Raw genomic sequence first — 14,879 nt, forward strand, 5'->3', positions numbered from 1 at the left:
CAGATCTCCGACGCGCTGGTTATCGATGACGCGGCTGTCACCCAATACGGTGTAGGGTCCGCCGATCGATGAGCTCGCAGGCCTTCGAGCACTCGACGGCGCTCGCCTGGCCGGACGTCCCCAGCCTCGAGACGAATAAGGAGACCCCGCCGGTGGGTTTGGACCCCGTACACGAGGTGCTCGGCGCCGAGCCGGTCGAGTTCACCAATGCCGGCGAGCTGGCCGATCTGGTAACCCGGCTGCCGGGCGACACACCTCTGGTGATCGCCCACGCCATCCGGATCGATCCGGCCCTGCCCGGCAGCGACGACGAGGAACGCACCACGGCCGCCGCTCAGGCGCTCATGTTGCCCCAGCTGGTCGAGGTCGGCGCGCAACTCGAGCACCGGTCCGTGCCCGCAGTGCAGCTCGGCGCGTTCTACGCGGCCCAGGGCCGGCCGGTGCCTGCGGTCACCGTGCCGGCCGGGCCGCACGAGCGGGCCGTCGAGGCGATCCTCGCCGGTGACGACGACACCATGTTCGCCGCGTTCGAGGAACTGCTGCGATTCGTGGCCGGCTCACTGGACGGCCAAGAGGACGCGGCGCTGTACGAGCAGCTCGCGGACGACCCCGACCTCACCGCGCAGGCCGAGCTCGACGCCGCCCTGCTGCGCCATGCCGCCGACCGACTCGCAGCCCTGCATCAGCGCGTCACCGCCTACCTGAGCGATCCGGGCCGGACCCGTTGATCTCGAAGGAGTGCGGGGGGATCGCGGGTGCCGACCGTCAGGCACCATCACGAACGGACGCCACGACACAGATGGGATCTCGCATGGCGGAGAAGACAGCGCCTGACCTGACCGATGTTTCCCTGCCCGCCGACGTAGCGGAGCGGGTCCGCGCGCTGGCAAACGAGCTCCATGAGGTTCTGCACGAGCAGATGGTCGTCCCCGAACCCGGGAGCGAGGCGCGGTTGATCTGGATGGCCGCCAAGATGATCAACGCGGCGGCCGGTGGGTTCGAGACGGTGAAAGAGCCGTCGGGTCCGGCGACCAAGCATCTCGCTCAGTGGGCTGACGTCGCGGATATGGCTTCCGATATCGCGGACCAGGCGCTCACGATCGCAGGTGTGGCGACCACGGTTGACGCCGCGGATTCCTACATCACCTGGCTCGGCGGGCTCGCCCTCGAAGTGCCAACGGCCAGAGCCACGGCCTGGGCTGCCACCGTTCAGGTCATACCGACCAACGGCGACGAGGAGGTCCAGCCCGTGACGGTCCGCGTCGAAGACGGCGCGTCGTTGACGCTTGTAGGTCAGCCGCCCCGACGCCACGTCGACGCGACTGCATACCTGCGGGTGGCGCATCATCTCGACCGGCTCGGTGGCGCGATCGGCGACGCCGTCCTCGACCGCGGCCAATGACCGCACAGGAACCGCCGTTGACGTGGTTGACCGCGTCGAGCATGGCTGATCTCGGGGAGCTGACAGCGCGGTGGGTAATCGGCGAGCTCGAGGACACGCCTATCCACGGTGGCCCGCCCGACGACGAAACCAGGCCCCTAATTCCGCTGCTGGCGGCGGTCAATCGGTCCGGCTTCGTTACCGACTTCTCTCAGCCCGGAAACGCGGCCTGGGAGCAGCGGGCGACGATCTGTGGCTACTGCGATGACGCGACGTGCGACGTGCTCGCCGCAGCGTTCGCCCCGACCGACGTGATCCTCCTTCACGAGCGCGGCGACAGCGGCATCCGGGTTCCGGTCACTCTCGACCAAGGCAAGCCGTTCACCTGGGTCGGGGGAGCGCCGGCGCTTGACGTCTGGGTAAGCGAGACCACCGACGCCGCGGTGCGTGCACTCGAGGCCAGCTGGTACGTCACCATCGTCGATCCAGTCTGGGGACGCGATGACCGGCTGTGGCCTCTGCTGGCCACCGCCCTCGGTCTCGCGTCGGTCTCGGGTTCGCCTGGACCGGCTATTGGCCCGACGGCGCCGGCTGCTGATCGTCGTACCGGATGACGAGCGCGCGGCGGACGCCCGCGTCGATCATGGCCTTGGCGCGGTGTCGGCCATTGACGTAGCCGACCTCCGGGTTGGGTTCCATCGGCTCGATGAACAGGCTTTCCAGGGCTTCGGCCTTCCACCCGCTCAGGCCTTGCGCGGCGGCTTGCCCGAGGACGTAGGCGGCGACATCGTCGACGTCGACGCCGTGGCGGTGCGCAGCGGCGACCATGGCGATCGCAGCTGCTGAGACCTCATGCCAGTCGCCGCCGTGGTACCAGCAGCACCCTCGACCGGCGCGGTGCGGCCTGAGCTGCCGACTCACCCGGGTTCTCAGCCCTAACCCAGTCCGCATGCACGGGCTGCTGTCATCGTCGAGGTCGGGCCGGGGGAGGAAGGCGACGATCGCGGTGGCGTAGCGCAACCGGGGCTCCGGATCGGGCGTACGGGGAACGAATCCCGCGCCGCGGTCGGCGTCGACGGGACCGCCCACCAATTCGGCGAGCTCGGCGCCGGTGAGTACAGCGTCCCAGTGTGGCGCACTGTCGACGCTGTACGGTCCGGTCACCGTGAAGGTGACGTGCTGAAAGGTGTCGTGGTCGTCGGGGGACAGCAGCTGATGCTGGATCCAGATCGGTGGTTCCGGCTCGTCGGCGCAATGGGTGCGCCAGACCTCCTCGACGTACCGCTCGGCCCGGTTGATCAGCGATGCGCCCTCACTCATCGTTTGCGTCGCGATCGCCACCGGGCGCTGACCGGCGGCGGCGAACATCTGCAGGCGGAACGTGGCGGGCGGATAGCCGTCGCGGTTGAAGGCGAACATGTGGTCGTCGACGACTCGGCGGCGGACGCCCGCCTGGTCGGTCAAGAGCTGCTGCACGGCCCGGGGCCGCTCACCCGCCTCACGCATCGCCATGGGTGTGATGATGCCGCGTCGGTCTGACAACCTTGGGCGAGCCTCGCTGGTTCCGCCATCGATCCGTCCGAGCCTTTGCGGTTCTGTTCAACAAACGTGAAGACAGCGGGTCGTCATGGGGCCGGCGCGGTTGGCGTGCTGGGCCTTGCCCGTAGCCTCGGTGACGCTCCGCGACGTTACCCTCGCCGGCGTCCGGATCGGCTCGATCGTCTCAGGATTTGTTCATCGCCGTAGTCAGCTCGCGGATCAGGCGGGGCGTAAGCGTGCTGCCAACGCTGCGCGCGAACGTGGCCGTCGCAGCGGTAAGCCTGTCCAGTTCGGCGGAGCGGTCGGCCACAACGCCGAACACCGGGCCGCGGCTAAGCTGAAAGGTCAGCAGATAGCCATCGGCCAGGTCGACGACCACGCGGTTGAGGCCACCAAGCCCGTACGCGTTGGCTGTTCCCCCGGCGAGGCCGCTGAAGCCTCCCACGATTGCTGCCAGCCGCTCGGCGCTGGCCCGCTCGGTGGTAGCCGACATCGCCATCAAGAGGCCGTCGTAGGACACCACAATGGCTTCCCGCACGCCTGCCGTGTGCGAGACGAAGGTGTCTAGCATCCAACAAAAAAGCGCCGCCTCGGAGCTACGCGTCCAAATGAGGTCCCGCGCGTCAGCGGCATTCCCACTGACGACTGCACCTCGGGCGGGATCCAGACGGATCAACCCTTCGGCGGCGAGGTCTCGCAGTGCCTCGCGGACCGATGTGGTGCTCACCCGCATCCGCGCCGCGACGTCCGCCTCGATCAGGCGGGAGCCAGGGATAAGCCTCCCGACAAGAATGCTCTCGCGCAGCGAGTCGCGCACCCGCTGCCGCGAGGTGACTCGCTCGCCGGAGCCGAATGAACGCGGAGCTTGAACGGCTACGGCGACCCGGCGCAACGCCGCCGCGATGTCCATATCGCCTTCGGTGAGCACGTCTGATTTGGCCGGCTGCCAACCCCGTGCCCGATCGATGTGATCCTGGGGCGTCCTGGCCCGCAGTGCGCGCGCCCCCTGGGTGCGAAGAGACGAACGATCGAGCAGGCGCTCGAACTGCTCGTCGGTAGCCGCCGTGGGGACGCTCGCGTTGCGCGGAACCGTCCCTGTCTGCTCGTCCGCCATCGACCCGTCGGGAATCGCCTGCGAATCTGCAGCTTCCGTCTGCAAGGAATACTCCAGGTCAGCGACGCCCGGGGTCCGCGGCGCCGCTTGGTCCCGGTGCAACATATCGAGGACCCGGCGAGCGAAGGTCGCCATGACGAAGCCGGCCGGGTGTTCCAGCTGGTTCCACCGCCGAAGAGCGTCGGCCATGGACGCTTCGGCCACATCGCGGGCCTCGTCCGCCGTCGCGCCCAGGGCAACCGCCCTCTCCAACAGGTTCCGGTAATTGGCCTCGAAAAACGTCTCGAAGGTGACCGCCGGCTCACCGACAACAGTGGTCTCCGCCGCGCCATGGCCCGCGGCCTTCCCCGGCTCGCTCACCGACACCCGCTTGCCATCGGTGGGGCTGTCACTCATCGGGTCCACCTCCCTGCAGACGCCGCTTCTCTTTCGTACGCCATCGATGCAGCACACCCTCGATCGCCCTGACGCTGGTCTCGGCGAGCATCTCCTCAATCTCCGCCTGGGTGTAGCCGTCGATGGTCAGGGCGATGATCGCCTGCGCCCTGGGATCGCATCGGTCGAGATCGTCGCGCACCCGCTGCCGGCCGACGACGATCGACGCCGGATCGCTGACCTTGTCCTCGCGTGGCGCGGTGACGGCGGGGTCACCGCGGTCTTGGCGGTGCCACCGCACACGTTGCGCCCGGCGGGCGCGGAACTCGTTGGGAAACACGTAGACGCAGGCGCCCATGAAATAGGTCGACAGGCTCGCGCCGCCTTCCATCCGCCACCCACGCTCTTCGAGCGCCTGCTTTTGGAAGCGGGGCAGCGCTTTTGCGACCGTCATGATGGAGAGTTCGTCGCGCAGGTCGGAGTCGCGGGTCAGCTCGTCGAGCTCGCCGTCGGTGGGATTGAGGGCGAAGCCACGGCCGGCCGTGAGGGTGAAGATGTAGCCCGAGTGCATCCACCCGCGCAGGACGGCCAGGGCGTAACCGGCCAGCTCGTTCGCGAAGCGGTCGTAGTGGGGACCGGTGAAGTTGCCGGCCGCGAGCAGGTCGACCAGCTGCTGGTCAGCGGATCGCCGCTCGAGGCTCTCCAACAAGCGCTGAGCGTCCTCGGCGAAACGTGCCGACATGTTGCCCAGCGCCTCAGCGCGAGGCACAGGCCGTCCGAGTTCGTAGCCGGCTGGACGGGAAGGTTGTATCGCAGCCGGGCGCGTCTCGTCGGCCGGCACCTCGCCCGCCGCGCCGCCCCTGCTCAACACCACCCTCGCCCTTTCGGTCGTCGTCGCGTTTGAAGCCGACCCGGTGGTGCATGGGTCGGCTTCAGCGCCGGCCGCGCCTGATCACTCGGCAGGCTCCCGCTCAGTCGCGACCAACGCTGAAGACGACCCTTGTAAGTGGCCCCCGGCGAGGTACCCCACGGACTTTCCCAAGATTCTTTAGATGAGCTGCGTGCCTCGAACAGCGCTGGTGATCCGCGTGGGGTGAGCCGGTCTGCCCGACATATAGCCGGGCGGTCGACAACCACCAAGATCGGAGTTTCCAGTGACACCGACGCCCGCCGGGCCCCTGCTGACCGTCCGCGCCGCAGTCATTCTGCTGTTGGGATTGATCGTCGGCCTCATCGCCGGCGTGCTGTCCTACCTGACCGACCATTCTCTACCCTCGGCGGCGCTCTGGGGCGGCGGGGCGGCGGGCGGCGCCGTGGCCCTCTTCCACGGCCTCATCGGCCGGTGAACACCACCGGTGTTCACCGGATCAACCAAGGTGCGGGCGTGGTCGTCGCCGTGGTGGACACCGGCGTTAACGCGAACCACCGCGACCTGCGGGGTCAGGTGCTGACGGGCAAGGGTTTCGGCCCGGCCGCCAGCACGGACGGCCGCACGGACGTCGACGCGGCGAGAAGCCACGGCACGTCCATGGCCAGCATCATCGCGCGCAGAGGCGGCGGCCCCGACCACATGTTGGGCACCGCCCCGAAGGCCAAGATCCTGCCGGTCAACGCCGGCGCCGACAGCAACGGCGCAGGGTCTCGCGGTGGTGTGCACGCCCACGGGTGATTACGGCACTGACCGCAACCTGTTGGTCCGTGCCCTGGGCCGGGTCGGGTTCCGAGCCAGCCCGGACGATCCCACCGGGCACACCATGCGGCGCTAGTGGGCAGCCAATCCGGAGGTTCAATGAGCGACACTATCCGCGCCGCCGTCGACCCGGACCGTCCCCGGGCGCCTTCGCTAAGAAGAAGCCGAAATCGCAACGTCGACCAGCCGATTTCGGCCCGGTGCAGGTGTTTGTGTTACCGGGCTGGCCCAGTAGCAGTGGGACGCCGGCCGGGCGGCCGGGTTGATCCCGGGCCCGGACGCTGCCAAGGGGCGCTGGTCGGTCGCGGTCGCGGATGCGGTGGCCGCGCGCCCGTGACGAGATCGTGGCCGTGGTGGGGGACCGAAGCGCCGATCGGCGGGCACAGGGCCGCCCATTCACGAGCAGCGAGGTGCCGCCGCCACCATTTGCGGGCGGCGACGCGGCGGATCCAGGCCCGGGGCTCGCGGATGGTCGCCCACTGCCGGTAAGCGTCGATCATTGACTCCTGGGCGACGTCGGCGGCGTCGGGCAGCCGCACGCCCTGCCAGATCAAGAACGCCACCAACGTGGGCAGCTCGGTGCGGTAGAACGCGTCGAATCCCGCGCGTGGCGGCGGCGACGGTAGCAGCGGCGGGTCGCTGGTGGTGTCGGTGCGGCGGGCGGCCGGCTCCTCCGGGGGGGTTGGAGCAGGTCGGTCACCGCGACCTCCGCCCGGTGCCGCCGTCGGTGATGGTGACCGGGGTGCCGTCGGGGTGGTGGTCGGTGACCCGGGTACCGGCCGGCAGGGCGGCCGCGGCGCTTAGGTAGCGGCGGCGTTCCCGGTGCGGGGCGCCGCGGAACCACAGCCGCAGCCACAGCGCCACGATCGGCAGCGTGACGCTGGCCACCGTCAGCGTCCACTCTGTCAGGTCGGTCGGCATCGGCGTCCTGACTCCACGATGGTGTCCGGTCACCGTGGTAGTGGGCCAGCGCCGCCCAGGTGTGCAACCGCCGGCTCAAGATTCTTCCGCCGGGGGAGTGGGCACAGCGGCCACCGCGCTCGAGCCTGACCCGCTCACCGAGCAGCCTCGCCCATTCGTGTTCGCCGGCGTCCAATCATCCACCTGGGACGACGCGAAAGTCCTACCCGGTCCGGCAGACCTCCGAGCCCGGCGGCGCTAATGTGACCGCGGCAAAAGGGGGCACCCGTGACCGAAGAGATCCGCCGGGTCGAAGCCCGGGGCTACGAGCCCGACGAGCGCCGCAGCCGATGGGATACTGACCTCGACACCTCAACGACCCCAAGCAGTCTCATCGACAACTGGTCAGGGACTGAGGTCGAGCCCGCCCAGACGCCCTCCGAGCCTGCCGAACAGCCCGGCTACGACAGTTGACCAACCCGACCGTCAAAGCGCTAGGCGAGAAGCAGTACCTCCAAGGCGTGCAAGCCGAGATCGCGAAGGTCAGCGCCTACTCTGCTCGGCAAATCCGCCGCCACCGCTGGTCTGCCGTCGTGGTCGTGGTCGCCGGCGCGTCCGTGCCGGTGCTCGCCGCGTGGGACGTGATCCCCACGGTTGTCCTCGGAGCGCTTGGCGCGGTCGCTGCGGCCTCCGGCGGGATCACCCAAATCATGCAGTGGCAGTCGTCCGGCGTGACCGCGATGAAGGTGTCAAACGCCCTTGAGCGCGAGCTGAACCTGTTCCTGATGGTCGCCGGACCGTACGCGGCCAGCCGCACCTTCGAGATGTTCGTCGAGCGGATCGAGGCTATCCGGGACGTCGCCGATCAAGGCTTCCTGGAGACGTGGCAGCGGGGAACGGCTCCGGTCGAGGGAAGCCAGCCGGTCCAAGCGGCGGAATCTGGGCAAACGGCGACGTAATCGCTGCCGACGTGCCCATGATCGGGGCGTGCCCAAGGTCGACATCCCCTGCGTAGGCGGCCCGCTCAACGGTCGCCTGATGGAGGTCGACGTGGACGACGACGGCTACCCACCAGCGATCGTGAGCGAGACCGACCTGTTCGTCGCGTACGGCGGCGAACTCTTGGACGCGGACACCTCAGGCCACTACGAGATCGAATCGGTAGGGCCGCCCGGGACGCGCCCGTGGCACTACATCTGGGTACCCCGCGGAGCCTTCAACTAGGCGGACGAACCCGGGGCGCCGACGTCGTAACCCGGTGGGCCACAGACGGGGCAGGGAGGCGCGGAAGTCTCGCCAAGGTCCCCAGCCTTCTGCCCTCAACGGAAGGGCCACCGGCGCGTCCATGGTCGCGGTGGACGGCCGAGTTGCCGGTTAAGAGCTGAAGACCGCCGCCGGGGGCCGACGAGAGGCTCGGGTGTTGTACTCGTCGACGACAGACCGGCGGATGCGGCCGCGGGCGGGCAGCGGCTTGCCCTCGCTCTCGGCCCAGGCCCGGATCGCCTTGTCTTGCGACTCGTGGGCGCCGTTGCCGGTGCGGGCCTTCGCAGCGCGGCGGGCCGCCGCGGGGCCACGAGGGGTGACCTTCCGGCCAGCTCGCATGTAGAGGTCGAGGATCCCGCGGAGCTTGTCGGCGTTCTCCTTGGACAGGTCGATCTCGTAGTGGGTTCCGTCGAGGCCGAACGCAACTGTCTCGTCGGCGTCGCCACCGGTCAGGTCGTCGAGGAGCTTGACCTCAGTCCTTTTTGCCACCCGGGCCGCCCGTTCGCATGAGATGTGAGGTTTGCTCGCGACATTACAAGCGCATCCGGCGCAGGGACAGACCGAGATCACCATTGCCCGTACGCGCGGCACGGATCAGAGGACGAGGCGCAGCTGGTCGGTGTAGGTCGGCTCGCGCAGGATCCGATGGATTGTCGGCACGGCGTGGTTTTGTAGGGCCTGGTCCACGATGGTGAACGTCGTGGGCATGACCTCGTGTCGTTTCCAGCGGCCACCAAAGTCGCTGATCATGCCGTTGGTTGGGTCTCGGTTGGTGTCGTGTTGACGGTCGACCAGGCCGAAGGCGTGGAGCTGGCGGGCGCTGCGCCAGGTGTTCTCCTTGAGCCCGAACTGGCTCCCGCGGGTGGTTGACGCCGCGTAGATGCCGGTGTTGAGGTGGGTGAGCGGGAACTGCGCGCGCTTGAACGACAAGGCGAGGAACGCCGCGATTTCGGTGTTGGTCAGGGCGAAGGCCCACAGGCTGGTGAAGAAATGCCGGGAGATCCGCACCCCCGCGCCGCTCTCGGGCACGGTGTAGCGCGGCCCGTACACCGGTGTGCTGGCCTCGGATCGCAGCTGCAGGTGGTCGTAGTCGCGCCGAGCAGGCCGCCGTTTCTCGCGGCCGACGCGGACCAGACCGTGGGGGTCGTCGAGCACGCGTAACGCCTTTTTGATCTGTCTGGCGCGCAGGTCGGCGGCCTGCCGGTAGTCCGAGCTCGAGTCGGACAGGACTAGCTTCTGCCAGCTCTGGTAGCGCTCGTCCTCCACAGCCTCGATCGTGCGAGGCAGCCGGACCGTCTCTCCGGGAGCGAATCGGCACTGCGCGTCGAAGAGCATCAGCAGCTCCATGCGCAGCGCGAGCCCTTGGGTCGGCACGAGTCGGGCCAGGGCTGGTCCTCGGGGATCGTCGGGGTGCTGGACGATGAACGCCGGCCGGAGGTAGATCCAGTCCGGCCGGCGGCCCGCCTCGGTGGCGCCGCGGCGTCCCCCGGTGTTCCACAGGTGCTCCAGATTCTGCTGGACCTCGACGTGCAGCGGCGTGCTGCCGCCCGGCCCGTCGCCCGCGCTCTGCAGCCGGTCGTTGATCGCGCTCCGCGGTGGCCGCGACGCACGCGGCCGCGCCGGCGCGGTGGTCGCGTCCGTCATCGCCGGCTCCGACCTGCGTAGCGGGTGAGCTGCGACAGCACGTCGAGGCAATGACGGCGGGTGCGCGGCTTGCGTGCCGCCAGGGCCAGCAGGGCCACCAATACGACGCCGGCTGGCAGCACCAGCGCGGGGAGTATGGCCAACAGGGCCGTGGCGGCCCATCCGGACTGGTCGTCGACGCCCAGCATGTGCGAGTCTCCCTACGTGCGGCAGAGTCCCCGCTCGCCGCTTCTTCCTACGGTCGAGGCGAGCGGGAGGCTCGTCTACCGGCCCGCCGATCAGCAGGCCCGACAGCAAGAGTGCCGTGCTCCGCCCCGGGTGTCTCGCCGCTGATCTTGAGGTGGCTGAGCGGGCTGACCACACCAGAACTACTGGAGCCTACGAAGCAGCAGTTCTGGTGTGGGCAGCGGGTCGTTGCGAACGCGCGCACAGAATTTTCGATCGAGCCGATGGTCGGCGGCGCCGTCCACGTTGGGCATCTGGAACAACGCGGGGGCGGTCGCCTACTCGGGCACCTCGCCCACAGTGGGGCCTGGTCCGCGCGGGTCATTCGTCTCCGCGGGCGCGGTGACGGTCGCCGCGATCCGGGTCAGGTGGAGCCAGAGCCGGTCGGGTGTGCCCGGGTGCCAGGCGGGGATCCGCTCGCCCTTGGTGGTCAACTGCGCGCGCCAGGAAGTCGACCAGTTCTGGACGGCCACCAGGCGGGGGCCCTGATGGGCGTACTCCCGTTGTGGCCAGTCGTGCCGGACCGCTTGGCGCAGCACCCAGGTGTCGTCGCTCCAGTAGATCAAGGTCCTGCCGCCCAACACCGCGATCACCTCCTCGGTCACGTCGGCGGCCGGCACCGCGTTGGGATCGCGCAGTCGAGCCCGCGGTGAAACGAGGGACACGGTGACATCGAGCAGGGCCCGGCCATTGGCCGCGTCCACCGCGCGGATCCGCGCGGACAGCGGCGGCCGGGCACGCCCGGACGGCGTCGGCGGCGCACCGTTGCGCACGGCATGCAGGATGACCGCGCGGGGCTCGGCAAGAGCCTCAGCGACGCACTCGGCCGCGTGCCGTTGCGCACGCCGGGCCTCCTCCTGCTGGCCGCGTAGGCGCTGAATGTGTCGGCAGACCTGGCACAGCGGCTCGCCCGCCAGCGACCGCTCCGGCCGGCAGCCGCACTTCGCGCACTCGTAGACGCGGCCTGTGGCCCGGGCCGCGGCGGCCCGCAGCTGGGCCGCGCTCGCCGTGGTCGGAAGACACGTCTGCGGCCGGTAGAGGTCGACCAGCAGCCGAACGCGGCGGCCGCGGAAGTCATCCATCCAGACCCGGCCCGCGACCTGCGTGGGCTGGCGCGGGAACTCCAGCTCGGCGAGTTGCGCCCGGGTCAGCAGCCCGGGCGGCACCTGCCACCAGCCGTCGTACTCAGCGACGGCCGGAGCCGCAGGAGCGGCGAGCGCCGGCCCAGCGATCGAGGCTGCCGCCGTGGCCCCGGTCATGCCGGCGCTCCCTGCTCTTCGGCGACCACCGCGACCTGGGCCATGACGAACGAGTTCTCGAGCACGTCGTCGATCTGCGCGGGGGTCAGCGCCGCGCACCTGCATCTGTCGGCCACGCCGTCCTCGGCGTCGAGGTCCTCATCTATCATCTCGCCGGCGACGGCGCCGACCGCGACACCGGGTTCCTCCCAGTGGTGCCGGTCAGGTCGCCCGGACGGCCGAAACCGTGTTGGCGGAGGAACATGCGCAACTCGGTCAGCCACGGCGCCGCGCCCTGCCGCAGATCGTCGACCACCGCGGCGGTCAGCAAGAGCACCGCCACCTGCTCCTCGTCGTCGGCGTAGACCAGCGGGCGGCCGTCCAGCTCGATCGTGGAGACCATCTCAGGCGCCGCACTGGCGGGAAGGGCGACGCGTTGCGGGCCCGCCGGGATGTCGACCTGGTGCGCCCACGCAACCGACGAGGGTTTGCAGGCCGCGTGGTACTTGTAGGTCGCCAGGTGGGCAGTGACGGGGGAGAGGTCCGGGTCGTAGGCGGCGATCACCAACGAGATGCTGGAGTCGCCGGTGCGGGCGTCGCCCGACTCTCCGCACCAGTCGCAGTCATATGCAGTGCTCACGTCGTTGTCGAGCCAGGCGAACAGGTCGGGATACCGCACGCCGCGCCAACCCTGGCCAGCGAACCAGGCCCGCACGTCGTCGGTGAGGATCCACCGGTGCCGCGGCTGGCGGACCTCGCCGGTCACGCTGACCCGGCGCAGCGCCTCCGTGTAGGAGATCCCGGCCTCGGCGGCCAGGGCACGGGCGGCGTTCTTGGCGGAGGTGTGCCGGCCTCGCCCGCTCTTCTTGGACACCATGACGTTTCGTCGCTTCCCGGCAGGCCCCACGCCCCTGCCGTGGTGGTCTCGTCACGGCAGACATCGTCGATCGTTGGCTGCGCGACCCGGTGGATCTTGGCCCGTGCTGCCGGACGCACGTGGGGGCGTCGCGGCGGGGCGGGTGCCGTCACAGCAACGGCATGGCGCCACGGTAGCGGACACCACCGACATAATCGCGGAGCCGGCGCGCTAGAAGGGCTCGGCGGGGACGGACCCGGCTCCGGTGAGCTTGACCGCGATGCGAGACAGCCCTGGAGATTTCGCGGGAAGGCCGGCAACCGTCCAGATCAGACGGGCCGGCCCGGCGCCGCCACCCCATCGTGGACGCCTCGCCGTGGGCGCCTGGCGCACTCCTACCATTGACCAGCATGGCGCCTCCGTAGTCAGTCCCGTCCGCTCGCTCACCGTTTCGCTCGGTGCCGTCCCCGGCTGAGGGTCGGTCACCAACGGCCCGCCGGCCTACACGACGTCGACGCCGTCCTCACCCGACCCCGCACCGACGAGGAAAGAGCAGCCCCCGATGAACGACCAGCCGGACCCGACCGCTCTGCCGTCGCGGGTCACGTCAGCCGCGCACCAGGCCGCCGAGCTGCTCTTCGCCGCGCTCAGCCCAGACATGAGCGCGCGCCCCCGCCCCGAGATCGAGGCCTTGTGGTTCGCCGCCAAGCTCCTGGCCGCGGCGGCCGGCGACCTCGACTCCCCGGACAAGCCCGTCGACGAGCAGCGCCGAGAACGGTGGGAAGAGGTCACCAGCAACGCCGCATACATCACGGACAAAGCGCTGACGGTGGCAGCCGAGGGCCTGAGCCTGGAGAGGGCCGGCGACCGGCTGGGAAACCTCGACGCGATCGAGCAGGACGTGGCCACCACCGCGCGCGCGTACGCCGGCGTCGTGGAGCTCACCCCACCTGACTTCATGAACACCGGACGGCTCCTGACCGTGACGATCAGGCCCGACCTGCGCAGGAGCGTGTCGGTCACCGCAACCCGCGGCGCTGACCCGATGCCACGCCAACACAGCGCGGCGACCCTGCTGCGCACCGCCCACCACCTACACCAACTCGGCAGTGCGCTCGGCGAGCTTGTCCTCGAGCCCGCCGCGGACGGCATCCCGATGTGCGGGCCGGCGGCGCACAAGGTCACCTGCCAGATCTGCGGGCGCACCGTGGGCGCCGACGTCGCGCGGACCATCGAGCTCGCCACGCCCTCATCCCGCAACCTCACCGTCTGCTCCACCACCTGCGCCCGGGCGGCCAACGCAGGCGAGTACGCCGAGACCGACCACCGCTGACGCTCACGGGGCGCCATCTGAGCGCCGTTCGTCATTAGACTGATCCGCCGCAGCACGCATGACGACCGATATCCACGGCCGTCACCACGGGGGATGAGGCGGTTCATGTGATCATGCGCCATCGGTTCAGGCACGTCGCACGTGGCACCGCGGCCCTCACGGTCGTCGCGCTTTCGACGCTCGTCGCGGCGCCAGCCGCGCACGCCAACGACAACGTACGCGAGCTCTCCTGGCACCTCGACACTTTCAAGATCAACCAGGTTCACCGGATCAGCCAAGGCGCCGGCGTCGTCGTCGCCGTCATCGACAGCGGCGTCAACGCCAACCACAGGGACCTGCGGGGCCAGGTCTTGCCAGGCAAGGGGTTCGGGACCGGCGCCGGACCCGACGGCCGCACCGACGTCGACGCCGAGGGCAGTCATGGCACCTCGATGGCCAGCATCATCGCGGGCAAGGGCGGCGGACCCGACCACATGTTGGGCATCGCGCCGAAGGCCAAGATCCTGCCGGCGAACGCCGGTGCCGGCAGCAACGGCCAAGGCTCGCAAGCGCTGGTCCAGGCCATCCGCTGGGCGACCGAGCAGAAGCCCGGCGTGATGAACCTGTCCCTCGGCACCGACGCGACAGGCACGCCGGACCCAGAGCTGCTCGATGCCATCGCCGATGCCGTGCGCAACGACATCGTGGTGGTCGCGAGCGCCGGCAACAGCGGCGCCGACGTCGCCGCCACCGCCAAGGTGCCGGGCGTCATCGCGGTGAACGCCGTCGACCCCGACAACGAGGTCTCGCCGCTGACCAACCACGGCCCGTCGCTGGCGATCGCGGCGCCGGGCGCAAACATCACCGTCGCCGTCAACCGCGGCGCCACCAACTACGCCTACGTGACTGACGCCGCGACCAGCCCCGCGGCCGCGATGGTGTCCGGCGTCGCCGCCCTGGTGCGCGCCCGCTACCCCGACCTGGACGCCGCCAACGTCGTCAACCGGCTCCTCAAGACAGCGACCGACCGTGGGCCGAAGGGCCGCGACGAGTCATACGGCTACGGCGTAGTCAATCCCCTCGGCGCCCTCACCGCCGACGTCGCCACCGTCGACCACAATCCCCTTGGCACGCCGACGGCAGCCACAGCGCTCGCTAGTGACCCCGCAATTGCGGAGGTCCCGGACCGGGCCGATACCGGCAACGGCTTCCCCACGCTGGTCGTCGCGATCGTCATAGCAGCTGTTGTGATCCTCGTGCTCGCCTTCGGTGTGGCTGTTCTCGTGCGCGGCAGATCTAGGACGTAGCCGCACCAAGCTGAGCAGATGGTCCGACGGTGGCG

The 14,879-nt window shown here is 69.8% G+C and carries 20 protein-coding genes; 10 read left to right on the forward strand and 10 right to left on the reverse strand.

All coding sequences use genetic code 11. The features are described 5' to 3' along the window. The first annotated feature begins 68 nt into the window (after positions 1 to 68). From Asi02nite_RS25740 to Asi02nite_RS25750, 3 genes are all read left to right on the forward strand, one after another. Entirely contained in the window at positions 69 to 728 is a 660-nt protein-coding gene (locus Asi02nite_RS25740) for a hypothetical protein (RefSeq protein ID WP_203716495.1), read from the forward strand. Positions 729 to 811: 83 nt separating this feature from the next. After that, the gene (locus Asi02nite_RS25745; protein WP_203716496.1) at positions 812 to 1,402 is read left to right on the forward strand and encodes a hypothetical protein; all 591 of its coding nucleotides are present in this window, start codon (positions 812 to 814) and stop codon (positions 1,400 to 1,402) included. Beyond that, positions 1,399 to 1,995 carry a DUF6919 domain-containing protein gene (locus Asi02nite_RS25750; protein ID WP_203716497.1) on the forward strand — a complete coding sequence of 199 codons (597 nt, stop codon included), beginning with the start codon at positions 1,399 to 1,401 and terminating at the stop codon, positions 1,993 to 1,995. The genes Asi02nite_RS25745 and Asi02nite_RS25750 overlap by 4 nt, the downstream gene beginning before the upstream one ends. On the opposite strand, the gene Asi02nite_RS25755 is transcribed toward Asi02nite_RS25750, so the two are convergent. From Asi02nite_RS25755 to Asi02nite_RS25765, 3 genes are all read right to left on the reverse strand, one after another. Then, a complete protein-coding gene (locus tag Asi02nite_RS25755) occupies positions 1,952 to 2,893 on the reverse strand; it encodes a hypothetical protein (RefSeq protein WP_203716498.1) in 942 nt (313 codons plus the stop codon). The genes Asi02nite_RS25750 and Asi02nite_RS25755 overlap by 44 nt on opposite strands. Before the next feature lie 211 nt (positions 2,894 to 3,104). Further along, the gene (locus Asi02nite_RS41810; protein ID WP_239127092.1) at positions 3,105 to 4,430 is read right to left on the reverse strand and encodes a GntR family transcriptional regulator; all 1,326 of its coding nucleotides are present in this window, start codon (positions 4,428 to 4,430) and stop codon (positions 3,105 to 3,107) included. Next, on the reverse strand, positions 4,423 to 5,151 hold the full coding sequence (locus Asi02nite_RS25765; RefSeq protein ID WP_203716499.1) for an RNA polymerase sigma factor: 729 nt from the start codon (positions 5,149 to 5,151) through the stop codon (positions 4,423 to 4,425). Before Asi02nite_RS25765 ends, Asi02nite_RS41810 begins: the two co-directional genes overlap by 8 nt. Positions 5,152 to 5,563: 412 nt before the next feature. Here Asi02nite_RS25765 and Asi02nite_RS25770 point away from each other — a divergent pair, with 412 nt between their 5' ends. Further along, a complete protein-coding gene (locus Asi02nite_RS25770) occupies positions 5,564 to 5,755 on the forward strand; it encodes a hypothetical protein (protein WP_203716533.1) in 192 nt (63 codons plus the stop codon). 38 nt (positions 5,756 to 5,793) lie between these two features. Beyond that, on the forward strand, positions 5,794 to 6,078 hold the full coding sequence (locus tag Asi02nite_RS25775; RefSeq protein WP_203716500.1) for a S8 family serine peptidase: 285 nt from the start codon (positions 5,794 to 5,796) through the stop codon (positions 6,076 to 6,078). A gap of 717 nt (positions 6,079 to 6,795) precedes the next feature. On the opposite strand, the gene Asi02nite_RS25780 is transcribed toward Asi02nite_RS25775, so the two are convergent. Continuing rightward, positions 6,796 to 7,020 carry a hypothetical protein gene (locus Asi02nite_RS25780; protein ID WP_203716501.1) on the reverse strand — a complete coding sequence of 75 codons (225 nt, stop codon included), beginning with the start codon at positions 7,018 to 7,020 and terminating at the stop codon, positions 6,796 to 6,798. A gap of 267 nt (positions 7,021 to 7,287) precedes the next feature. On the opposite strand from Asi02nite_RS25780, the gene Asi02nite_RS25785 reads away from it, so the two are divergent. From Asi02nite_RS25785 to Asi02nite_RS25795, 3 genes are read left to right on the forward strand one after another with little or no spacing between them, the layout of a single operon-like run. Then, positions 7,288 to 7,473 carry a hypothetical protein gene (locus tag Asi02nite_RS25785; protein ID WP_203716502.1) on the forward strand — a complete coding sequence of 62 codons (186 nt, stop codon included), beginning with the start codon at positions 7,288 to 7,290 and terminating at the stop codon, positions 7,471 to 7,473. Next, on the forward strand, positions 7,470 to 7,958 hold the full coding sequence (locus Asi02nite_RS25790; protein ID WP_203716503.1) for a DUF4231 domain-containing protein: 489 nt from the start codon (positions 7,470 to 7,472) through the stop codon (positions 7,956 to 7,958). The genes Asi02nite_RS25785 and Asi02nite_RS25790 overlap by 4 nt, the downstream gene beginning before the upstream one ends. Positions 7,959 to 7,986: 28 nt before the next feature. Continuing rightward, on the forward strand, positions 7,987 to 8,223 hold the full coding sequence (locus Asi02nite_RS25795; protein ID WP_203716504.1) for a DUF8847 domain-containing protein: 237 nt from the start codon (positions 7,987 to 7,989) through the stop codon (positions 8,221 to 8,223). A gap of 150 nt (positions 8,224 to 8,373) precedes the next feature. Here Asi02nite_RS25795 and Asi02nite_RS25800 read toward each other — a convergent pair whose 3' ends face one another. The 6 genes from Asi02nite_RS25800 to Asi02nite_RS25825 form a co-directional block, all read right to left on the reverse strand. Continuing rightward, complete coding sequence (locus tag Asi02nite_RS25800) at positions 8,374 to 8,751, reverse strand: histone-like nucleoid-structuring protein Lsr2 (protein WP_203716505.1); 378 nt, start codon at positions 8,749 to 8,751, stop codon at positions 8,374 to 8,376. A gap of 105 nt (positions 8,752 to 8,856) precedes the next feature. Next, positions 8,857 to 9,906: a hypothetical protein gene (locus Asi02nite_RS25805; protein ID WP_203716506.1), complete on the reverse strand. Its 1,050-nt coding sequence runs from the start codon at positions 9,904 to 9,906 to the stop codon at positions 8,857 to 8,859. Continuing rightward, positions 9,903 to 10,094, reverse strand: coding sequence for a hypothetical protein (locus Asi02nite_RS25810; RefSeq protein ID WP_089255544.1), 192 nt, complete (start codon positions 10,092 to 10,094; stop codon positions 9,903 to 9,905). Before Asi02nite_RS25810 ends, Asi02nite_RS25805 begins: the two co-directional genes overlap by 4 nt. Before the next feature lie 315 nt (positions 10,095 to 10,409). Continuing rightward, entirely contained in the window at positions 10,410 to 11,390 is a 981-nt protein-coding gene (locus tag Asi02nite_RS25815; RefSeq protein ID WP_203716507.1) for a hypothetical protein, read from the reverse strand. Beyond that, a complete protein-coding gene (locus tag Asi02nite_RS25820; RefSeq protein ID WP_203716508.1) occupies positions 11,387 to 11,539 on the reverse strand; it encodes a hypothetical protein in 153 nt (50 codons plus the stop codon). Before Asi02nite_RS25820 ends, Asi02nite_RS25815 begins: the two co-directional genes overlap by 4 nt. After that, positions 11,536 to 12,246, reverse strand: coding sequence for a hypothetical protein (locus Asi02nite_RS25825; RefSeq protein ID WP_203716509.1), 711 nt, complete (start codon positions 12,244 to 12,246; stop codon positions 11,536 to 11,538). The genes Asi02nite_RS25820 and Asi02nite_RS25825 overlap by 4 nt, the downstream gene beginning before the upstream one ends. 541 nt (positions 12,247 to 12,787) lie before the next feature. Between Asi02nite_RS25825 and Asi02nite_RS25830 the strand changes: the two genes are divergently transcribed. After that, a complete protein-coding gene (locus Asi02nite_RS25830) occupies positions 12,788 to 13,558 on the forward strand; it encodes a hypothetical protein (protein WP_203716510.1) in 771 nt (256 codons plus the stop codon). 113 nt (positions 13,559 to 13,671) lie between these two features. Next, positions 13,672 to 14,844, forward strand: coding sequence for a S8 family serine peptidase (locus Asi02nite_RS25835; protein ID WP_203716511.1), 1,173 nt, complete (start codon positions 13,672 to 13,674; stop codon positions 14,842 to 14,844). Positions 14,845 to 14,879: the final 35 nt, after the last annotated feature.

Origin of the sequence: Asanoa siamensis (genome assembly GCF_016862555.1) — a bacterium.
In the GTDB taxonomy this organism is placed as follows: domain Bacteria; phylum Actinomycetota; class Actinomycetes; order Mycobacteriales; family Micromonosporaceae; genus Asanoa; species Asanoa siamensis.

Bases quoted from the DNA above. Each gene is read 5' to 3' on its own strand.
- Asi02nite_RS25825 (WP_203716509.1), bottom strand. From the start codon at position 12,246: ATGGTGTCCAAGAAGAGCGGGCGAGGCCGGCACACCTCCGCCAAGAAC.
- Asi02nite_RS25745 (WP_203716496.1), top strand. From the start codon at position 812: ATGGCGGAGAAGACAGCGCCTGACCTGACCGATGTTTCCCTGCCCGCC.
- Asi02nite_RS25820 (WP_203716508.1), bottom strand. From the start codon at position 11,539: ATGATAGATGAGGACCTCGACGCCGAGGACGGCGTGGCCGACAGATGC.
- Asi02nite_RS25805 (WP_203716506.1), bottom strand. From the start codon at position 9,906: ATGACGGACGCGACCACCGCGCCGGCGCGGCCGCGTGCGTCGCGGCCA.
- Asi02nite_RS25815 (WP_203716507.1), bottom strand. From the start codon at position 11,390: ATGACCGGGGCCACGGCGGCAGCCTCGATCGCTGGGCCGGCGCTCGCC.
- Asi02nite_RS25740 (WP_203716495.1), top strand. From the start codon at position 69: ATGAGCTCGCAGGCCTTCGAGCACTCGACGGCGCTCGCCTGGCCGGAC.
- Asi02nite_RS25810 (WP_089255544.1), bottom strand. From the start codon at position 10,094: ATGCTGGGCGTCGACGACCAGTCCGGATGGGCCGCCACGGCCCTGTTG.
- Asi02nite_RS25830 (WP_203716510.1), top strand. From the start codon at position 12,788: ATGAACGACCAGCCGGACCCGACCGCTCTGCCGTCGCGGGTCACGTCA.
- Asi02nite_RS41810 (WP_239127092.1), bottom strand. From the start codon at position 4,430: ATGAGTGACAGCCCCACCGATGGCAAGCGGGTGTCGGTGAGCGAGCCG.
- Asi02nite_RS25780 (WP_203716501.1), bottom strand. From the start codon at position 7,020: ATGCCGACCGACCTGACAGAGTGGACGCTGACGGTGGCCAGCGTCACG.
- Asi02nite_RS25755 (WP_203716498.1), bottom strand. From the start codon at position 2,893: ATGGCGATGCGTGAGGCGGGTGAGCGGCCCCGGGCCGTGCAGCAGCTC.
- Asi02nite_RS25765 (WP_203716499.1), bottom strand. From the start codon at position 5,151: ATGTCGGCACGTTTCGCCGAGGACGCTCAGCGCTTGTTGGAGAGCCTC.
- Asi02nite_RS25835 (WP_203716511.1), top strand. From the start codon at position 13,672: ATGCGCCATCGGTTCAGGCACGTCGCACGTGGCACCGCGGCCCTCACG.
- Asi02nite_RS25750 (WP_203716497.1), top strand. From the start codon at position 1,399: ATGACCGCACAGGAACCGCCGTTGACGTGGTTGACCGCGTCGAGCATG.